15 protein-coding genes are annotated in these 18,915 nt (G+C 49.2%); 7 read left to right on the top strand and 8 right to left on the bottom strand.

Annotated elements, in window-relative coordinates; translation table 11 throughout:
* The first annotated feature begins 223 nt into the window (after positions 1 to 223).
* Positions 224 to 2,125 carry an ATP-binding protein gene (locus tag UNH61_RS15370; RefSeq protein ID WP_339071287.1) on the top strand — a complete coding sequence of 634 codons (1,902 nt, stop codon included), beginning with the start codon at positions 224 to 226 and terminating at the stop codon, positions 2,123 to 2,125.
* 166 nt (positions 2,126 to 2,291) lie between these two features.
* On the top strand, positions 2,292 to 2,810 hold the full coding sequence (locus UNH61_RS15365) for a hypothetical protein (protein WP_326992841.1): 519 nt from the start codon (positions 2,292 to 2,294) through the stop codon (positions 2,808 to 2,810).
* 4 nt (positions 2,811 to 2,814) lie between these two features.
* On the opposite strand, the gene UNH61_RS15360 is transcribed toward UNH61_RS15365, so the two are convergent.
* A complete protein-coding gene (locus UNH61_RS15360; RefSeq protein WP_326992840.1) occupies positions 2,815 to 5,166 on the bottom strand; it encodes an ABC transporter permease in 2,352 nt (783 codons plus the stop codon).
* A gap of 142 nt (positions 5,167 to 5,308) precedes the next feature.
* Positions 5,309 to 5,941 carry an ankyrin repeat domain-containing protein gene (locus UNH61_RS15355; RefSeq protein WP_326992839.1) on the bottom strand — a complete coding sequence of 211 codons (633 nt, stop codon included), beginning with the start codon at positions 5,939 to 5,941 and terminating at the stop codon, positions 5,309 to 5,311.
* A gap of 200 nt (positions 5,942 to 6,141) precedes the next feature.
* Here UNH61_RS15355 and UNH61_RS15350 point away from each other — a divergent pair, with 200 nt between their 5' ends.
* Complete coding sequence (locus UNH61_RS15350; protein ID WP_326992838.1) at positions 6,142 to 6,576, top strand: DUF6508 domain-containing protein; 435 nt, start codon at positions 6,142 to 6,144, stop codon at positions 6,574 to 6,576.
* Between the two features lie 354 nt (positions 6,577 to 6,930).
* Here the strand turns inward: UNH61_RS15350 and UNH61_RS15345 are convergent, their stop codons facing one another.
* Together UNH61_RS15345 and UNH61_RS15340 are read right to left on the bottom strand one after the other, a co-directional pair.
* A complete protein-coding gene (locus tag UNH61_RS15345) occupies positions 6,931 to 9,420 on the bottom strand; it encodes a YfhO family protein (protein WP_326992837.1) in 2,490 nt (829 codons plus the stop codon).
* Between the two features lie 30 nt (positions 9,421 to 9,450).
* A complete protein-coding gene (locus UNH61_RS15340) occupies positions 9,451 to 10,077 on the bottom strand; it encodes a hypothetical protein (protein WP_326992836.1) in 627 nt (208 codons plus the stop codon).
* Between the two features lie 176 nt (positions 10,078 to 10,253).
* On the opposite strand from UNH61_RS15340, the gene UNH61_RS15335 reads away from it, so the two are divergent.
* The 4 genes from UNH61_RS15335 to UNH61_RS15320 all read left to right on the top strand — a co-directional run bounded on the left by UNH61_RS15335 (position 10,254) and on the right by UNH61_RS15320 (position 15,018).
* Positions 10,254 to 12,251 carry a TonB-dependent receptor gene (locus UNH61_RS15335; RefSeq protein WP_326992835.1) on the top strand — a complete coding sequence of 666 codons (1,998 nt, stop codon included), beginning with the start codon at positions 10,254 to 10,256 and terminating at the stop codon, positions 12,249 to 12,251.
* A gap of 171 nt (positions 12,252 to 12,422) precedes the next feature.
* The gene (locus tag UNH61_RS15330) at positions 12,423 to 13,214 is read left to right on the top strand and encodes an ABC transporter permease (RefSeq protein WP_326992834.1); all 792 of its coding nucleotides are present in this window, start codon (positions 12,423 to 12,425) and stop codon (positions 13,212 to 13,214) included.
* 1 nt (position 13,215) lies between these two features.
* Positions 13,216 to 13,986, top strand: a complete 771-nt coding sequence (locus UNH61_RS15325; RefSeq protein WP_326992833.1) for an ATP-binding cassette domain-containing protein — start codon at positions 13,216 to 13,218, stop codon at positions 13,984 to 13,986.
* 3 nt (positions 13,987 to 13,989) lie between these two features.
* On the top strand, positions 13,990 to 15,018 hold the full coding sequence (locus UNH61_RS15320) for an MlaD family protein (RefSeq protein ID WP_326992832.1): 1,029 nt from the start codon (positions 13,990 to 13,992) through the stop codon (positions 15,016 to 15,018).
* On the opposite strand, the gene UNH61_RS15315 is transcribed toward UNH61_RS15320, so the two are convergent.
* The 4 genes from UNH61_RS15315 to UNH61_RS15300 form a co-directional block, all read right to left on the bottom strand.
* Complete coding sequence (locus tag UNH61_RS15315; RefSeq protein WP_326992831.1) at positions 15,002 to 15,679, bottom strand: DUF1080 domain-containing protein; 678 nt, start codon at positions 15,677 to 15,679, stop codon at positions 15,002 to 15,004. The genes UNH61_RS15320 and UNH61_RS15315 overlap by 17 nt on opposite strands.
* Before the next feature lie 129 nt (positions 15,680 to 15,808).
* Positions 15,809 to 16,501, bottom strand: coding sequence for a CDGSH iron-sulfur domain-containing protein (locus UNH61_RS15310; RefSeq protein ID WP_326992830.1), 693 nt, complete (start codon positions 16,499 to 16,501; stop codon positions 15,809 to 15,811).
* Positions 16,502 to 16,544: 43 nt separating this feature from the next.
* Positions 16,545 to 17,738, bottom strand: coding sequence for a DUF4998 domain-containing protein (locus tag UNH61_RS15305; RefSeq protein WP_326992829.1), 1,194 nt, complete (start codon positions 17,736 to 17,738; stop codon positions 16,545 to 16,547).
* A 20-nt stretch (positions 17,739 to 17,758) separates the two neighbouring features.
* A complete protein-coding gene (locus tag UNH61_RS15300; protein ID WP_326992828.1) occupies positions 17,759 to 18,910 on the bottom strand; it encodes a DUF5000 domain-containing lipoprotein in 1,152 nt (383 codons plus the stop codon).
* Positions 18,911 to 18,915: the final 5 nt, after the last annotated feature.

Here is an 18,915-nt window from a genome sequence, read left to right as displayed (position 1 = left end):
AAATGCCCGCTGCTACAGCCCCGGCCCTGAAACAAGCGCAGACTGACGCATGGAAAAGCACGCACGGGAGCACCGTAAGAATAAGTTTTATAGTAGCACCCGATAAGATAATAGCTATAGATTGTGCATTTTTTTACACGGTTTTAAATCTTGATTGTGGAATTTTAAAGCGGCAGTACTGAGCTGAGCAACCAATAAATACGCAAAGCTTATATTTTCGACAATGATAACTACCCCATTAACAGCAACTTTAGGGGGATTGACAGCAGCATCGGCATCGGATGGACTGCTTTCCGGTGGGGGACTAACAGGAGAACTGATCCGTTCTTACAATTGGGCGGCTTCCCCGTTGGGGCCGTCAGAACAGTGGCCCTTAACCCTAAAGACCTGTTTGCGCATCATCCTTCATTCGCCCCACCCCATGTTTGTTTGCTGGGGCAAAGAAGATACACTGTTTTATAACGACGCCTGTGCAGCATTGCTGGATAAGCAGACGCATTACATTGGGCAACCGGCAGCTGCTGTGTGGACGGGCTTTCCCGCCTGTGATCACAAACCATTTGATGCGGCCAGCATGCCTGTGATCAGATGGCAGGCGGAAAACGGCGCTGTATATGAGTTTACCGGTAGCGCCATTCCCGCAGAAGCTGATGCGTCGGGCCTGATGTATATAGGCCTGACAACAGCACAACAGGGGAGTGCCTGGTTTGCTAAAACAGATATACGCAGCTTTACAAAGGAATTGCTGGTATACCTTGATCCTATTTTCCGGAAAACAGGATTAACCCTGGTCGTGAATTTTGAAACGATAACGGAAGATGTATACATAGACCGTGACAAGTGGGCCACGATCGTATTCACATTGCTTTCTAACGCGCTCAGGTATACGATCCGCGGCGGAGTAGCAGTAAGGCTCAGCCAACAGGAACAGGCTATAAAATTAAGTATAACCGATACGGGTATCGGCATGACACATGAGCTGCTGACTGCTGTGGAACAGCGTATCCCGGTACAGGACACTCCCCGGCATGGACTGGGGCTGGTACAGGAACTCGTAACTGTTCATGGTGGTGAGCTCCGGATCAGCAGTGAACCGGAAAATGGCAGTACCTTCTCCATCACGATTCCTACCGGTATCCGGCATCTGCCGGTATCGCGAATCGATAATTCCCCTGTCACCGCACGGGATTACCAGGATAAGATTGTCGCGCTGGAGACCGGGATCGCTATCACGAGGCAGAAGTTGATAGAGTATAATGCCGCATCCTGCGATATCACGCAACACCGGCTGCTGGTGGCGCGGCTGCAGGAAAGCGAGGCAAAGTACATGCAACTCGCCGTTGACCTGGAAGCTACGGTAGAACAACGTACCAGGGAACTCATGGAAAGTAATTTCTATCTGGAAAAATCGAATAAGGAACTGGAACAGTTTGCCTACGTCACCAGCCACGACCTGCAGGAACCGCTAAGGAAGATACAAACCTTTGCAGATATGCTGGTCAACAATACCCAGGATGTGCTCTCTGAAACGTCGAAGACCTACATTGAAAAGGTGAGGCTGAGTGCTAAACGCATGTCGCAGCTGATCAACGAACTGCTGGAATACTCCCGCCTCGTGCATGTCCGCGATCCGTTCACGGAAACAGACCTGAACGAAGTAGTGCACAATGTAATGAGCGACTTTGAAGTGCTGATCAGTCGCCAGAACGTGCATATTGAAATAGGCACGTTGCCCGTAATGAAGGTCAGCCCGCTGCAGATGAACCAGCTCTTTCATAACCTCATCGGAAATGCCCTGAAATTTTCTGCGCCCAACAGGAAGCCGCATATACGCATATACGCAGATCCGCTTACATCTGCAGAAGTATCGGAACTGCCGGAACTGGATAAAAGCAGGGAGTATTGCGCGATCATCGTAGCGGATAATGGAATTGGTTTCGACCAGATATATGCAGGTCGCATCTTTCAGATATTCCAGCGGTTGAACGACAGATCCTCGTTTGAAGGCTCTGGTATTGGGCTGGCATTGTGCAGCAAAATAGTACTAAATCACAAAGGACATATCCGGGCTACCGGTGTGCCTGATAAAGGAGCTATGTTCAAAGTAGTGTTGCCGTATGCCTAATGTTGCGGTTTTGTTAATTGTTGGGAAATTGATCTAAAAGCTGCCGCAGCATTTTTTCAGGAAATTTCTCTGCTGTAATTTTGCTGCACCAAGAACATTTTTTTGTGGCGCTTGTTAACTATAAGGCCATAGTTTTAATTTTTTCCTGCCATTAAACTATCCTGCAATGAAAGAAAAAATCACCAGCGTATTAATCGATCCGGACCGCGACCGGCGCAACCAGTTCTATCTTGCACTGGACCTTCTGAACATCAGTAAGGCTTGCATCGCGCAGGACAACTCCGGTAAGGCTTTGGATTATTTCCGGAAACAATCCGGGTTTACTCCGGATTACATCTTCCTGGACAGCCTGCTGCCTACAGATGAAACCACCAGTTTCCTGAAAGAAGTCAGGACCATCAAACGATTGAAACAAGTGCCGGTGATCTGGTATTCAGCGTCCTTTAATGAAAACCAGCTGGAAGCGATCCAGGAAGCGGGTTTTGCAGCGGGATTAACCAGGCAGGCAGATCTGCTCGACCTCAAAGCCAACCTACATGCGCTTTTCCAGATGGATCTCCACAATCACGAAGTACCGGCCGACGAAACTTCTGCAGCGGTAAGATTCAGGATGAAAATGAAAGAGCTGCTGTTACAGACACAGTCGTTGCTGGATGCCCCCGAAGCGGCGCTCGCACATCCATGATTGTTTATTCCGATTGCAATGCTTTAACAGGATTAGCCCGGGCCGCTTTAGCGCCCTGGTAGCTGATTGTTGCCAAGGCTATAACAGCTGTGATTAACCCACCCGTCGCAAAGATCCACCAATGCAGCTCGATACGGTAATCGATGTTATGCAATGCTTGCCGCATTACCAGTATCACCAGCGGAATCGTTACCACAAACGCTATGAAAACAGGCTGAAGGAATTCCCTGGCCAGCATCAGCCAGATGCTGCCCGTGGTGGCGCCCATTATCTTGCGGATGCTGATCTCCTTGCTGCGCCTTTCTGTGAGGAAGGCCGACAAGCCGAACAGTCCCAGGCAGGATATGATGATGGCCAGGCTGCTGGTCCAGTTCAGCACAAACCTGACTGATTTGGCCCCGTTGAATTGCTGCTGATAGCTGTCTTTCAAAAAATGATATTCAAAAGGGAACTCGGGATGTTTATCTTTCAGCACAGCTGCAATGCTGCTCAGCGTTTTCACCTGATCGGCAGTTGACCGCAGCCGTATAAAAATATGGTCCATTGATCCGTTTCCGAAATACAGCACCATTGGCCGGGCAGCATTGAAAGGATCATTCATAACAAAGTCCCTGACCACCCCGATGATGGGATTACTTCCCAGCAATGTTCCCACCACAGGCTCCTTCAACCCCATTCGCCTGACCGCTGCTTCGTTGACGATGCAACCAATGGAATCACTGCCATAGCTACTGCTGAAATCGCGACCTGCCAACAGCTGCATGCCGGCAGTATGAGCCCAGTCGTATTGTACCCAGGTAATCGTGACGGGGAAATTCTGATCCCGTGTTTTTCCCGGCCATACCACATCGTCGGTGCTGCCACCAAAACGCAGCAGGTCGTCTGTTCCGGCTGAAACGCTTTCTACTCCCGACACCTGCACCAGGGCGTCCCGCAACAGAGGATAGTGTTGCGCCATTTCACCCCGGGCAGGAATTTCGAGCAGGTTGTTTTGTTCGTAACCAATTGGCCGGGTTTCTACATGCTTTATTTGCCGGTATATAACAATGGTGGTAAGAATAAGGAATATGGAGATGACAAACTGCAGGGTCACCAGCGCTTTGCGAAACCTGCCGCGGCCCTTTCCGCCGCTGATCAGCCCGCCCTTCAGCACTTTTGCCGGCTGGAAACCGCTGAGGAAGAAAGCAGGATAACTGCCCGCAATCAGTCCGGTGGCTACTAACAGTGATAACAGTCCGCACCACATTTTCCAGTTGAGCAGTCCGAAGGAAATACTTCTGCCAGAAATGCGGTTCAGACCAGGAATGCAGAGCCAGGCCAGGAGTATCCCCAGCAGCATGGCCAGCATGGTGATAAGCAGGGCTTCAGCCAGGAATTGAATAATGATGATGCGCCGCGATGCACCCATTACCTTGCGCACACCTACTTCCCTGGCCCGCCGCTCAGACTGGGCAGTGGTAAGGTTCATGAAATTGATACAGGCAATCAGCAGAATAAAGAAAGCGGTCAGCCCCAATAACCACATCATCTCTATACGTCCGCCATTAGGCTTGCCATTCTTAAAGGAACCATACATATGCAGATCCTTGAACCTATAGGCGAACACATAATTGGTACTGTCGCCCCCGTACGATTTCATCACCGGCAGCAGCTTTTGGTTGAAATGTTCTACACTGGCACCCGGCTGTAACATTACGATACTACTGAGCCGGTAGTTATCCCAGCGGTCGATCCAGGAAGCATTCTCTATTTCGTAAAGGCGGAAGGGGAGTACGATATCAAAACGGATGGTGCTACTGGCAGGAGCATCGCGTATCACCGCGGCTACACGTAAGCTATGCTGACTGTTTTGCCGGATGATCCTGCCCATGGGATTGGCCTTGCCAAACAGCCGTTCAGCGGCACTTTCCGTGAGCACCGCCGCATCCGGCTCTTTCAAGGCTGTTACAGGATCGCCGCTGATAGCCGGAAAGGTAAAGATGTTGAAGAAGTCGGGATCTACGTAGATGCTCTCCTGATAGATACTCTTGCTCCCGGTGTTGAAAAGCTGATCGCCCCCAAAAGCACGGCGGGTGGCATATTTCACATCAGGAAAGTCCTGCTTCAGCTTCACCGCCAGCGGCGCCTGGGTATTATCGCCCGTATGCCAGCCGCCTTCTACCTTCCGGTTGTTCATCATAAGATAGGTATAGGACCCGTTTTTATGAAACATATCGTAACTGAATTCATCCATGATCCACATCATGATAATGATGCTGATGGTTAAACCGATGGCCAGCCCGCCGGTATTGATCAGGGTAGACATTTTGTTATTCAGGAGATTTCTCCAACCATGCCGGAAATAGTTACGAAACATAGCCTGTAGAATTAGGAATTGAGAATGTGGAATTAAGAATTTTCGTAGCGATAGTTCAAACTTATATAATTAAAAAGCCGCTCTGTTGGAAATGTGACAGAACGGCTTTTTGATGGGGTGAATATGGTAGGATTAGTTTTCTTTATTTCAATAGATGGATGAATGCCGTATCTTCTTCTTCAAGAAATTCCAACGGTATGGTTCCGTCGATATTAGGAATAGTTTTGTCGGCCCCGGCATTAATTAGCAGCCGCGCACATTCAAGCTGGTGATGTCTGTTGCCGGAACCTCCGTGTTTGAATCCATGGATGGCCCATAAGAGTGGCGTGCCTTTAAAATCAGTACATCGTTTGTTGATGGCTGCTTTTTCCCGGATCAGCCTTTCTACCAGCTTATCTCTGCCTACCCAGGCGGCCCAGTGTAAAGCAGTGCCTCCATGGCATCCCGGGTGGTGAATGGCAGCGCCATTCTCTATATATAAGATACCCACCTCTTCTGCATGTAAGCTGGCTGCCGCAGTAAGAGGCGTATCATGCCCTTCGGTTAATTCATAACCATTAACGTTAGCTCCGTATGCTAAAAATATCCGGGCAATTTCAACCCCTTCCTTATCCGTAATGGTATGGGCAAATACCGCATCACAAATCCGATGCAGGGGATGGGCTTTGGTAGTATTCTCTTCGTCAAAAGGGATGCCTTCATTGGCCAGCGAGGGGTTTTCAGTCAACGCTTTTTTGATCCCTTCGTAATCTTTGTTATTGATCAGCGTTTTCATGGTACATTTTGTTTCCGGTACATGATATTTCCTCTTTAAATGAATGTAAGATAATTTTTCCAACTGGTCATATGATGATTGTCTGGCTGTATAGGGGCACTTTTCTTTTGTGATGGATCAGTGACTACACGAAATGATTCCTTTTACGTTTCTTTGCAATAATCAATAGTATAAGCTCCCGGATCTCAATTCTTAAAACAATGGCAACAATAGAAACACTTCCTGCGCATCTGAATACATTAAGCCCGACAGACTGGGAAAAGCTGTTCAGCCTGTTGCCGGAAATTGCAGCAACGAAGGAATTTGGCTGGTTTAAAGGTGGCGAAAAACGGGAAGACGGCACCGTCACTTTCCCATACCAGGTTCAGGCGGAGATAGTAAACAAAACTGTAAAGGCTATTACCAGCCTGGACATTATGCCGGTTTTTGACTGGATGAAGTGGGCGGAAGGAATTCAGATGCTGAATGATGAAAATTACGATTATTCGAAACAGGATGCCGTTACTTTATGCAAATTGTTCACCGTCGCCATCCGGGGCGACCGGTTTAACGAAGGGTTCCTGGTCGACATTTTTCAGCAGGGCGTTATGTCTGAAATTATCCGGGCGCTGCAAAAACGTGTCCAGGAGCAGTAGAAAGCATTTAAACTACAGGGTCGGCTGAATCGTGAATGAGAGTTTCGAAAAAAATAATCCTGTTATGTACGGATGGAGAAAAAAATGTGCAGCAAACGGGAGTTTTCCAATGGGGAAAAAAGTACTGGTTTCGGCATGGAGCTGAGACTGCCTTACCACATCATGGAGTATAGGATACTTAACTGAGAACCGAATGAGAACCGAAGGATACCCCTGCAATGATTTGCAGATCAAATAGTTGTAAGTATGTGAAAATGTATTATATGATGCGTGGTAAAGGATTTCTGATAGTATTTTAGCCGTTCTGCCGCATTGCCGACAGAACGGCTTTTAGATGGAGTGAATATACCCTGATTAGTTTTCTTTAGCCTTAACGCTTTTCAGGAAGCTCCATATAAACGAAGCGGCAACACCGATCAGCAGGAGAATGGAGGACACGCCGGATATTTTTCTTCCTGTAAAAAAGGTAGCAGGTTCAAATTTAAATATGATTTCGTGTTTGCCCGAAGGGATGGTAAGTCCTCTTAAGGCATAATTTACCCGAATGATCTGTTCTTCCTTTCCATCTATGTATGCCTTCCAACCGGCAGGATAATAGATGTCCGAGAAAACACCGAAACCGGCCTGGCTGTTTTCAGCGCTGTACTTCAGCTGGTTAAGCCCGTATGATGTTAAGGTAATGTGCGCCGCACTATCGGCTCCGGGTTCATGCCCGGCTACTGCTCTGGTGAAGCGCTGGTCGATGATAACCGTGTCTCGCGGATTGAAATGGTCGAGCGCTTTCATCTCCGAGTTCGCGTCCGGCACCAGCTGTATCGCTTTCACAAACCATGCATTCCCGAGTGCGCCAGGGTTGCGCTGGGCCACCGGCTGACCCGTTTTCGGATCCGGCACAATGAAATAGCGGGTGTTCAGCATATTGAACACTGCCATGTTGTTTTTGGAGAGCTGGTGCTCAATCAGGTCTTCGTATAGCCATAGCTTGGCAGGGCTCTGACCGCCCACAGACTTATGGAAGTAGGAGCAGTTGGCATCCAGGAATGGATTTACGGTAGCATTCAGCACCCGGTAGTAAGGATCCTTGTCCTGCAATATCTGTTCGTCGGCCGGAGAAGGAGCAATATAACTTTCCAGCTGCGAGGGCTCGGAGAAATTACTTTCATTCAGATAACTTTTATCGGTCTGGAAGAGATCGAACAAGATGGCTGCGGTGAGTATCATCACCGTGTAATTGGCTTTCAGCCTGCCTTTGAGGAAGTACCACATAGTGCCGAAAGCAACAAGTATCAGCGCCAGCGCGCGGATACCGTCGGCACGGAGCACGCTGCTTCTGTCTTGTTTCAACGCGCCGAGGAGCCTCGCGGCCGGTGCATCGCCCCCCAGCATTTGCGAATAGCGGGCAAGGAAACTACTGTCGCCCGGACCGCTGAAAGGATAAAGCATACTGCCACCAATCGCCAGCAACAATACCAGGCCGCCGGTTACATATAACGTCATCCGGAGATGCTGCATCAGGAACTCTTTGGTTTGTTGCCCGTATAGCAGCTCCTGTAGCGCCATACAGGCCAGGATCACCATGGTCACCTGGGGGATCACGAGCGCCATGGTAGGCGCCCTGAACTTGCTGTACAAGGGAAGATGGTAGAAAAGGAAATCGTTCACCTCCGGGAAATTAGCGCCCCAGCTAAGTACGATACCAATGATCGTGGCCGCCAGTAACCACCATTTATGCCAGCTCTTTATAATAAACAACGCCAATACGAACAAACAACAAATGATGGCGCCTACATACACGGGGCCGGCCGTAAACGGCTGTGCGCCCCAGTACAACTGCCACGATGGCTGATTGACCGCCTGTGCCGCCTGCTCTGCAGGAACACCGATATCGGTCAATGCCTTATAGGTATTTGAATTGACGGATAACTTCTCCGAGGTAGAACCGCCTACCAGGTGAGGCAGCAACAGGGTAAACGTTTCTCCTTTGCCATAGCTCCACTGGAAAGCATAGTCGATATCAAGGCCGCCTGATTTTTTTATTTCCTTGTCTTTCTGGTTCAGGGTAAGCTCCGACTGGCTGCCCCGCATAGAGTAGCGGGTATATTCCTGCATAATCAGCAGGTTGTCCATCGCCGGAAGCACCGCCAGTATACCGGCGATGGCGATCGCGGCGGACGCCTTCCAGAAAGCCGGCAGTTGTTTTTCCCTGAATGCTTTCACGCCGGCTGCTGCGGCAAGGCATATCGCGATGATGAGGGTATAATAAGTAATCTGCGGGTGGTTGTTGTAGATCTGAACAGCCGCAGCGAGGGCCGTCAGCGCAGCACCAGCGAGGTATTTTCCGCGGTAGGTAAGTATCATACCACCCAGTACCGGTGCTATATAGGCCATCGCCATTACCTTGGTGATATGCCCTGCATCTATACTTACAATGGTAAAGGTGGCAAAACCATAAGCTACGGCGCCCAGTATCCTGATCCAGTAACGGATGTCCAGTACGCAAAGGAATACGTACATGCCCATCATCAGTACAAAAAGCATGTTCACCGGGTTGGGCAGGTAAAGGGTGAGTAATTTGTTGAGCATCCCGATCTTGTTCGAGGATGGTCCGGTGTAGATCACATAGGTGGGCATCCCACCAAACATACTGTTGGTCCATAACGGAATGTCGCCGGTTTTTTCATAGTAATCAGCTGCCTCTTTCTGCATCCCTTTGTAATGCATCATATCCGATTGCAATAACTCTTTTCCTTCCAGCACCGGGCTGAAAAAAGCGAAGGAAAGCACTATAAATATCAATAATGCCCCTATGTGAGGACTTAAAGCTTTAAACCAGTTGTTTTTCATTATCTAATTGGTTATCAATATTTATTCAGGTTATTGTTCAGGTATTACTTGATTCAGTTTAGCTGGTTTTTTCACCAGGCGTAAGTTTTCATCATTCAGGTCTGTTTCCAGGTAATAAAGGGTATCGTTCTGAACGAAAACACGTTTGGCAAAGTCTTCAAAAGAGAAAGGATCACCGCCGGTAGGGAGCAGCAACGGGGTGGCCATAGGTTTCCATTTGCCTTTATCCAGGGTCCATACGGTTAGTTCATAGGTGTTACCGTTGGGCGGCGCCTGAATGGTACAGATCTCGTCGGTACCATTTTTATTCAGATCTTTTTTGTTAAACAGTTTTCCTTCGCAACAGCCGATATTTAACACAGGCAGTGTGCTGTCGGAAAACTGCACCGCGTATTCATCCGGTGTCCCGTCTTCCATCGGGTTGCCTTGTCCTTTTTTTACGAGTACAAGTGTGGCTGTTTCCGTATGGCCGTCACCGTTAAAGTCGCCTGGCACGGAGTCTCTGTATACAACCTCGTTGCCGGCTGTCGCCGGAATAGGTTTCTCCGGCGCTTTGGGAGTGTTAACAGTATCAGCTGCCGGCGGTTGACTGGCAGGCGTAGTAGCGGTGTGGCAGGCGGCAATCATGCCCGCCAGAAAAAGGATAGATCTTTTCATGATAGCGAATTGGCGGGTAAATATATTGAAATATAAAGCAGCCGGCGGGTCTTCTTCACAAATAACCCGGCAATAAACAGAAATAGTTATAACTTAACCCGCTGAATGACCGTGACTACCAAAAGAAAAGAACAGCTATCAAAATGCGTATTCTGCCAGCAGGCATTTTAATAACCATGCTATCCTTTGCTGTATGTGCACAGGCGCAACAGCAAGACACGCTCCGGCAGCTACCGGAGGTAGAAGTACAATCGTATTATTCACATGCCAGCCTGCAACGTATACCCACTGCTGTGAGTGTGCTTTCGCCGGCAGATATCCGGATACAACAGGGCTCTTCACTGTTGCCTGCGTTTAATGCGGTGCCAGGATTAAGGATGGAGGAACGTTCGCCGGGAAGTTATCGTTTATCCATCAGAGGTAGTTTGCTCCGTTCTCCATTTGGCATCCGCAATATTAAAATATACGCCAACGAAATTCCGCTGACCGATGCCGGTGGTAATACCTACCTGAACCTCGTAGACCCGGACGCCATATCAGGAGCCGAGGTGTTGAGAGGGCCGGATGGAAGTATGTTTGGCGCTAACTCGGGCGGTGTGATAAGACTGGATCTGGCGCCGGCCGCGGCTGATACGCAGCTGCTGCGCCTGAACCTGCAGGGAGGCAGCTATGGCCTGTTTCATGGCGATGTATCTTATCAGCAGCAGTGGCGTAATTATCAGCTCCAGGTATTTCAGGGATACCAGCGCGCCGACGGGTACCGCCAGAATACCGCCATGAGACGCTCGTATACCCAAACTGTGCAACGCTGGGAATACCGGCCAGGTTATTCATTGAAGTTGCTCGCATTTTATTCGGACCTGGCATATCGCACACCAGGCGGTCTTACCCAGGCTCAGTTCGATGCCAATCCCCGTGCTGCGAGGCCGGATGCCATCGCTCAAAAGGCCGGGATCTACAACCGTACTTTCTTTGGCGGACTGGTACACGAAGCACAGTTCAGCCCGCGTTTGCAACATGTGCTGACCGTATTCGGTTCCAATACCCATTTCGAGAATCCCTTTATCACCAACTACGAAGTAAGGGATGAAAACAGCGCCGGCTTCCGGACGTACCTGCAATGGATCAACCGGCCGGAGCAGCATTTCCAGTGGAAGTGGCTGAATGGTGTGGAGTGGCAGCGTACTACCACCGACGTGATGAACTATGGCAACCGGCAGGGAAAACGGGATACCGTTCAGGCAGCCAACAAGCTGGATGCCAGCCAGTATTTCTTCTTTACCCGCTTTCAGGGGAACCTGGGTTATTTTACATTTGAAGCTGCCGCCAGTATCAACTACTACGGATATGGTTATAACAGGAATGGACATACGAAAGTTAATTTCACACCGCAGCTGATGCCGCGGTTATCGCTTTCTTACCTGTTCACGCCCGGTCTTACCGGCCGGCTGACCGTAAGCAGGGGCTATTCGCCGCCTGCCACCGCAGAGGTGCTGGCCTCTGATAATATCATCAATACGGCACTCCAGCCGGAAACCGGCTGGAACTATGAAGCAGGACTGCGGGCGGCCGCAGCCAGTGGCCGGGCAACGGTGGATGTGGGCTTGTTTTACTACCAGATGGAACATGCCATTGTGAAGCGCAGCAACGCCAGCGACCAGGAGTATTTTGCAAATGCAGGCGGTGTGCATCAGAAAGGGATTGAATTGCAGGGAATGTGGTGGCTGATGAAACCCCGTAAGCAGGGCGCCCTGCAGGGCATTCAATGGCAGGAAGCGTATACCTTCAGCGATTTCAATTTCGTTGAATATATTAGCGCCGGCAAGGATTACTCCGGGAACAGGCTTACAGGCGTACCTCAACATGTATTGATAAGTAGCCTGTTATGGCGCTTTCCTTCAAATATTACTTTATTTACCCGGCACAATTTTACAGACCGTATTCCGCTGAACGATGCCAACAGTGCTTATGCAGGAAGTTATCATCTTTTACAGGCCAGCGTTAGCTGGAAGGTACCTTTACATACCCGTTGGAGCCTCCTGCTGAAACTGGGAGCAGATAACCTGTTAAATACAAAATACAGTTTGGGAAATGACCTGAATGCTTTCGGTAACCGTTATTATAATCCTGCTCCCGGCCGGAATTATTTTGGTGGGATCACTGTACAACTATAACAGGATATTTATGCAGGAAGATATTTACCGGATTAATATTCCTGTATATAGCAACCGTGGCAGGTGTCTGGTTATTTTTCCAACGCCGCTGTAAACGGATCTGATATTTAATAGTTGGTTATTTAACAAAAGCGGCATAGAATTGTAATTTAGTGTAAGCATTGCACCAAGATGAATTCTACCAACGAAAAGGACAAGCCGGTCATCACTGCCAGGATTGATGGTTTCTTTCTCCGGTTCTATGAGATTGCTGTTTTTGTTGCCCGCTTCTTCCGGGAAACATTCCGGCCGCCCATTGAATGGGGCGAATTTGTGCGCCAGTGTTACCAGGTGGGATACAAATCACTCGCCCTGGTAACGGTAACGGGATTTATTACCGGCGTGGTGTTTACTGAACAATCGCGGCCTACCTTATCTGAATTTGGCGTTACTGCCTGGCTGCCCTCCCTCGTGGCTATTGCCGTTGTCAGGGCGCTGGCTCCGCTCATTGCCGCGCTTATCTGCGCCGGTAAAGTAGGCTCCAGCATAGGAGCAGAGCTGGGCTCCATGAAGGTGACAGAACAGATCGATGCTATGGAGGTATCTGCGATTAACCCTTTCCGTTATCTGGTAGTAACCAGGGTAACGGCCATGACTATATGTTTACCGCTGCTGATGTTTTACAATGGACTGATCGGTTGCCTCGGTTCCTATGTAGATGTACATGCGCATGAACAAACCAGCTTCATCGCGTTCTTCGATAGTGCCTTTACCCAGATCACTTTCCTGGATTACGCTACCGCATTAACCAAGTCCATTATATATGGTTTCACGATTGGGATCGTCAGCTGCTACCAGGGATATCATGCCAGTCAGGGTACGATGGGAGTAGGTAAAGCAGCCAACGTTTCGGTGATCGTTTCCATGTTCCTGATATTTATTGAAGAAGTTATGATTGTTCACGTATTCAACACCCTGCGGTAATATGAAAAATGGCCATGAGATAGACAGGAACAATGCGGTGATCAGGATAAAAGATCTGTATAAATCTTTCGGAGAGAAGCATGTATTGCAGGGGATAGACCTGGAGCTGTTCAAGGGAGAGAATATCGTGGTACTGGGCCGGTCGGGAACGGGTAAGTCGGTGCTGATCAAAATTATCATCGGGTTACTGAAACCTGATTCGGGGATGGTGAATGTGCTGGGCGAAGAGGTGGATCAGCTGAGGGATGCGGCGCTGAGGGAATTACGCCTGAAAGTGGGCTTTTCTTTTCAGAGCAGCGCGTTGTACGACAGCATGACGGTAGGTGAGAACCTGGCCTTTCCGCTGAAAAGAAACAACCGCAAACTTACCAGAACGCAGATCAGGAAAACAGTAGATATTGTGCTGGATGCCATCGGGTTGCCGGAAACGATCAACCAGTTGCCCGCCGAACTTTCCGGTGGACAGAAAAAACGTATCGGCATTGGCCGTACGCTCATACTACAGCCGGAAATCATGCTGTATGACGAGCCTACAGCCGGACTGGACCCCATTACCAGCATGGAGCTGAATAAGCTGATCAATGCGGTGAAGGAGCGGTTTAATACCAGTTCCATCATTATTACCCACGACCTTACCTGCGCCAAAGAAGTGGGCGACCGGATAATGGTCATGGATGAAGGGAAGTTTATCCGGCAGGGTACATTTGAAGAAGTGTTCAGAGAAAAAGAGGGGCTGGTAAAGAGTTTTTATGATTATAACTTTATACAATAGCTTATGGCATCAGATAAAAAAAGCGCTGTTATTGTTGGCATCTTTGTGGTAGTCGGACTCGCCATTTTCATAGTAGCAGTAATGACATTGGGAAAGCAACAGAAGCTGTTTAACAAGTCAATTACCGTGAAAGCGGTATTCAAGGATGTGAATGGGTTGTCGGCTGGCCGCAATATCCTGTATTCCGGCGTAAAGATAGGTACTGTAAAGAAGATCAGTTTTCTGAGTACCAACCAGATACTGGTGTTGATGAGCATAGACCAGGATGCACAGCAATACCTTCATAAGGATGTAACAGCCCGTATTAGTTCGGATGGACTGATGGGCAACAAGCTTATCATGCTCTCCGGCGGATCACCGGAACTGCCGGTGATAGAGAATGGCGATCAGCTGACAGTAGGAAGCGGGTTGAGTACCGAAGAAATTATGAACACCCTGCAGGTCAATAATAAAAGCCTGGTAGAGATTACCAGTAACCTCAAAGTGCTTACCAAAGGCCTGGTGGAAGGCAAGGGCACCCTGGGTAAGCTGCTGACGAACGATACCATGTACAATAATCTGAACACCACTATTGCCGGTTTAGATGATGCAGTGAATAACACCCGTAAGCTAACCGGCGCTTTATCGGCCTATGCTTCGAAGCTGCAAAACAAAGGCGTGCTTTCCAACGAACTGGTGACAGACACGCTTGTATTTTCTAAACTTCGTGCAGCCGTTACCGAGATGCAGGCAGTAGCTACCAACGCCAATCATACAGTGGAAGAACTGAAGCATGCCAGCACCGAAGTTAAGAACAGGCTGAACGATGCCCAGTCGCCGATTGGCATGTTACTCCAGGATACCCTGCTGGCCGATGCCTTTAAAGAAACGATTTACAACCTCGAAGCCAGCACCGGCAAGCTGGATACTAATATGATGGCCGTACGGCACAATTTCCTTTTCCGCGGCTATTTCAAAAAACAGGCTAAACGGGAGAAAAAAGCGCAGCAGGAGAAGGCCAAAGCCGAGAAGAGCATTAATGAAAAGCCTTAATGGGTGTGAGATCCACTTTCCGGAATTCCACTTCAGCACCTTCCGCCTGCAGGGCAATCTGTCCTTTGTGCGCAGTGGCGTGGGTACCGTAATTCACCAGGTCTCCATTCACCCATACCTTGATGGCATTGCCAACGCATTCGATAATCATGGTGTTCCATTGCCCCAGCGGTTTTTCTGATCCGTCGGTGAGGTTCAGGATGCGGCGTTTTTTACCATCTACGCTGCCCCATTCGCTTTTGGGGCCGCGGCGTTTTTCCATATCAGGTACGGTAATGTCTTCACCAATACACCAGAAATCGCCGGCATCGCCGCTTTGCATCTGTACTTCTATCGATTTCGGAAACATGCCATATAATACCCTCGGGGTGGAGGCAAACACCAGTACGCCGCAGTTACCAGGCTTACCCGGGAAACGGTACTGTACTTCCAGCCGGAAATTCTCATAGCTGGCGTCAGTTATAATATGGCCCTGCGGATTAGCCAGGCTCACAAATACGCCATCCCGGAGAATAAACGGAGTTTTAACTTTGGGATCCTTGTCCATGTCCGGCACATCAATATGCCATCCGTCGAGGTTGCGGAAATTAAACAGGCTGCGGGTTTGTGCGTGTAAAGCGTTGACAAGGAGGAGTGTAAAAAAGGATAAGAGGAGCCTCATATGAATTAAGCGTTAAGAATGTGGAATTATGAATAAAAGCGAAGATAGTAAACGCGAATTTAAATTTCGCGTTTACTATCTCTGCTGCATTATCTTCATTCTTCATTCCCAATTCTCCATTGTTCTCTTCTACTCAATCTCGTCCCTGAACTTTATCGCCGCATGGGATCCATCGCAGAAAGGCTTATTGGCAGATGCGCCGCAGCGACATAATGTAACCCGGTTACGTATTTCATAGGTTACACCATTGGCATCAGTTACTTCGATGCCACCCTGTAGCCAGATCGGGCCGCTCACCTTTTTGGCCGGGTCTTCTATAATACCGATGGCGGGCTTCATGTGGGGTTCCACCGGCGTTTGGGTGGCTTTATTCCAGGCCACCAACCGGCCCGAGGGGCATTGCCCTACCTGTTTAACAAATTGTTCCCTTGCAGCCGGATCGTCGGTGTCGTTTACCGTACTCCATACCTGCCCGTTAGGGTCGCAGAACCGGGCAAACGCACAAAGGTGCTGTACATCCGTCAGTAACATGGTGGGACCCTCCAGAAGATCGGCCTCCGATACATATTCCGCATGTCCGGCCGTTTCAGTACCGTCGAACCGGATCTGCCGGTGAGTGTTGTCGCAGAATGGCTTGTGCCGGGAATGCCCGCACCTGCAGAGGTAAAAGGGATTTCCCTCCGGCGTGAAGGTTTTGCCGCTTATCCATTCCACCGACTCCTTATCTGCGTTGGTGCCGATTGTTTCCATCCGTACCGGCACTTCGCCACTTACTTCATAAGGGCCATCAGGTGTTACTTTAACTTTGATGTCGGGCTTCATGAGCGTTTTTATCAAAAGAACAAATGGCAGGAGAAAAGGTTTGCTACTTATCTCTGATCAATACCACCTTATTCACCCTTACGGTTTGCTCGGCAGGCGAGGTATACGTTCCTAACAAGCCTACGGTAACCGTAGTGGGCGCAGTAAGACTGAAACCTGCCGATACGTATTTGGTATTATTGTCGCGAAGCCGTGCTGATCCGAGGGCCGTGCCTACCTGGTCTACATCGGGCAGATTGTTGCCGGCTGCCACAACGAGGTAGGTATTCTCCAGCGTATTGTCGATGTTGGAAATGTCGGCTTCGAAGCGATACTCGCCGGCAGGGAGCGTAAAGGTCTGATAGATCTTACCATTGGTGATGGTGCCATTATCCCAGATCCACAGGGTAAGCCGGCCCTGGCCGCCGATGTTGTCGTAGGTGCCGTTGCGTTGTGCTTCACTGTTATAATTCCAGCTTTTTACCTGGCCAAACCTGCCACCAAACGGTTGCTGGCTGTCCAGGTCGAAAGGCGCACCGGGATTTAGTATATACTTCGCCGTAATATCTTCCTTTACATTCTTTGTTTCAAATTTGGTGTAAAAAGTGTCCACAGCAGCAGGATCGGGCATATACAGGGAGCGGTAGCTGAAGGTGCTCATCGAAAGGTAATTGGCCAGTACCGTTACCTGGTCTTTCGGATGAGCAGGAACGATGGTGTCGTGCAATACATTGTCGGAGGAGGTATACTGCAATTCCATACCAATCATTCCGCCCGTAGTATCGATATTTACCCAGGAGATTTCAGCATTCCCGTTTTTCATTTCTGCTTTACTGAAAGCTCTCGACAGCAGGGCATCTTCATAAAAACTACCATACACAAATCCATTGGCTTCTGATTTAACGGATATGTTACCATCTTTATCAAAATTATATACCTCAAAAGTATAAGCGCGTTCCTCCAGGTTGTTGACGAAGAAACGGATCGTGTCTACACCGGAGGTCCGTTTGATATTGATGGCAGCGGAATCCCGGTGGTTATTCCAATAAATCATGGAGCGGCTCACTTTAGGATCGGCAATCAGCAGCCAGGTGAGTTGTACCCGGTTGCGGCCGGAATGCACCTGCAGGGAATCGGCCTTGCCGGTGTAGAGCACCTCGCCGTTTTTTATGTATTTTTTATAATCGTCCTGCCGGCGGCAACTGCTGATCACAGCAACGAGCAGGAGAGCGTATAGTATCAGGCTGGTAATGCGCATAAGATTTTTTTAGATGATGATTACTGATCGTTTCCCCAGAATTTCATTTCCTGGATATTGGCAGCATAGCCACCATCGGTCCAGGTACGGATAACCTTCACCCGGATGTACCGTACTTTAGGTGCATCCAGTGGTACGGTCATCTGCTCGCCTGCGGCCGCCGCATCTTTATCGTCCTGGGTGGTTTGTCCTACCGGCAGGCCGGAAGGCTTGATCACGGTGTGTTCCAGCAGCTTCGTCCAGCTACCCCAGCTACCGTCTGAAGCGGGGTTAACGGATCCCCAGATTTCAAACTGCCGTAGGTTGTTCTGCAGGTATATCCATTCGTTCGGGCGCTGCCAGAGTGCAATACGACTGAGCCTCGCCGTTACGCCGAGGTCGAATGTGATCCACATCGGCATGCCGTCGAGCTTATCTGCCGAGTGCCAGAGGGTGCCATTCCACAGATTGGGAATGGGCAGGCCCCAGCCATAGTCCACATCTCCCGGTAATTTCACCTCCTTAAATTTGTTCTTGTCGAGCAACTTTTCAAAATAAGGTGTCATATCCTGTTGAATGGTATCCGACTGGTTGCCCCAGCGATCCCGTACATACAGCGCAAACTTTCTTTTCTGCGCAGAGAATCCCCTCACAGAATAGTTGCCTGAAGCCAGCTTGGTATAATGCACATCTGCCTGGTTAAGGGCGCCGGTGGAATCGGCCGCCAGCATTACAATGGCTACATCGGCTTTATCTTCATTGAGGAAGGAGATGTTGATACCGCCAAAATCGGGCTTCAGCGTCAGCGACTGCCGCACTTTTATCATCGGTGGCGACAGCGGTTTAACGCTGGTCTCAACAGGATCGGATGCTACTTCACCGCGACTAACCACATAGAGGTTGATCTCGTGTGTGGTGGTGTCGCCAAAGCCATCCACGATGAGGAAATTGTTGTAGTAAGATGACCTGATCTCCCGTTGTTCGCCTGTATTGAGCTTATACATGGCTTTTACGTAAAGGATGTCTTTATTATCGGGAAGACTGTAGGTAATCTTTGCAGAACCGGCCATATTGGTGACGGCTACATTGGACACTACCCCCGGTTTATTGCCTGCGCCGTCAACGGGTTGATGTGTTTCTTTGGTACAGCCGGCAGCCAGTAGTAAACCTATAAGAAGATGATGAATTTTCATACGTA

Origin of the sequence: Chitinophaga sp. 180180018-3, from assembly GCF_037893185.1 — a bacterium.
In the GTDB taxonomy this organism is placed as follows: Bacteria; Bacteroidota; Bacteroidia; order Chitinophagales; family Chitinophagaceae; genus Chitinophaga.
The sequence above is the reverse complement of the archived record's forward strand: the minus strand, read 5'-3'. Positions and strand labels throughout refer to the sequence as shown.

Excerpts from the sequence above, each read along its gene's own strand:
- UNH61_RS15325 (WP_326992833.1), top strand. The coding sequence starts at position 13,216 with ATGAAAAATGGCCATGAGATAGACAGGAACAATGCGGTGATCAGGATA.
- UNH61_RS15335 (WP_326992835.1), top strand. The coding sequence starts at position 10,254 with ATGCTATCCTTTGCTGTATGTGCACAGGCGCAACAGCAAGACACGCTC.
- UNH61_RS15300 (WP_326992828.1), bottom strand. The coding sequence starts at position 18,910 with ATGAAAATTCATCATCTTCTTATAGGTTTACTACTGGCTGCCGGCTGT.
- UNH61_RS15315 (WP_326992831.1), bottom strand. The coding sequence starts at position 15,679 with ATGAGGCTCCTCTTATCCTTTTTTACACTCCTCCTTGTCAACGCTTTA.
- UNH61_RS15370 (WP_339071287.1), top strand. The coding sequence starts at position 224 with ATGATAACTACCCCATTAACAGCAACTTTAGGGGGATTGACAGCAGCA.
- UNH61_RS15340 (WP_326992836.1), bottom strand. The coding sequence starts at position 10,077 with ATGAAAAGATCTATCCTTTTTCTGGCGGGCATGATTGCCGCCTGCCAC.
- UNH61_RS15305 (WP_326992829.1), bottom strand. The coding sequence starts at position 17,738 with ATGCGCATTACCAGCCTGATACTATACGCTCTCCTGCTCGTTGCTGTG.
- UNH61_RS15345 (WP_326992837.1), bottom strand. The coding sequence starts at position 9,420 with ATGAAAAACAACTGGTTTAAAGCTTTAAGTCCTCACATAGGGGCATTA.
- UNH61_RS15360 (WP_326992840.1), bottom strand. The coding sequence starts at position 5,166 with ATGTTTCGTAACTATTTCCGGCATGGTTGGAGAAATCTCCTGAATAAC.
- UNH61_RS15350 (WP_326992838.1), top strand. The coding sequence starts at position 6,142 with ATGGCAACAATAGAAACACTTCCTGCGCATCTGAATACATTAAGCCCG.
- UNH61_RS15330 (WP_326992834.1), top strand. The coding sequence starts at position 12,423 with ATGAATTCTACCAACGAAAAGGACAAGCCGGTCATCACTGCCAGGATT.
- UNH61_RS15365 (WP_326992841.1), top strand. The coding sequence starts at position 2,292 with ATGAAAGAAAAAATCACCAGCGTATTAATCGATCCGGACCGCGACCGG.
- UNH61_RS15310 (WP_326992830.1), bottom strand. The coding sequence starts at position 16,501 with ATGAAGCCCGACATCAAAGTTAAAGTAACACCTGATGGCCCTTATGAA.
- UNH61_RS15320 (WP_326992832.1), top strand. The coding sequence starts at position 13,990 with ATGGCATCAGATAAAAAAAGCGCTGTTATTGTTGGCATCTTTGTGGTA.
- UNH61_RS15355 (WP_326992839.1), bottom strand. The coding sequence starts at position 5,941 with ATGAAAACGCTGATCAATAACAAAGATTACGAAGGGATCAAAAAAGCG.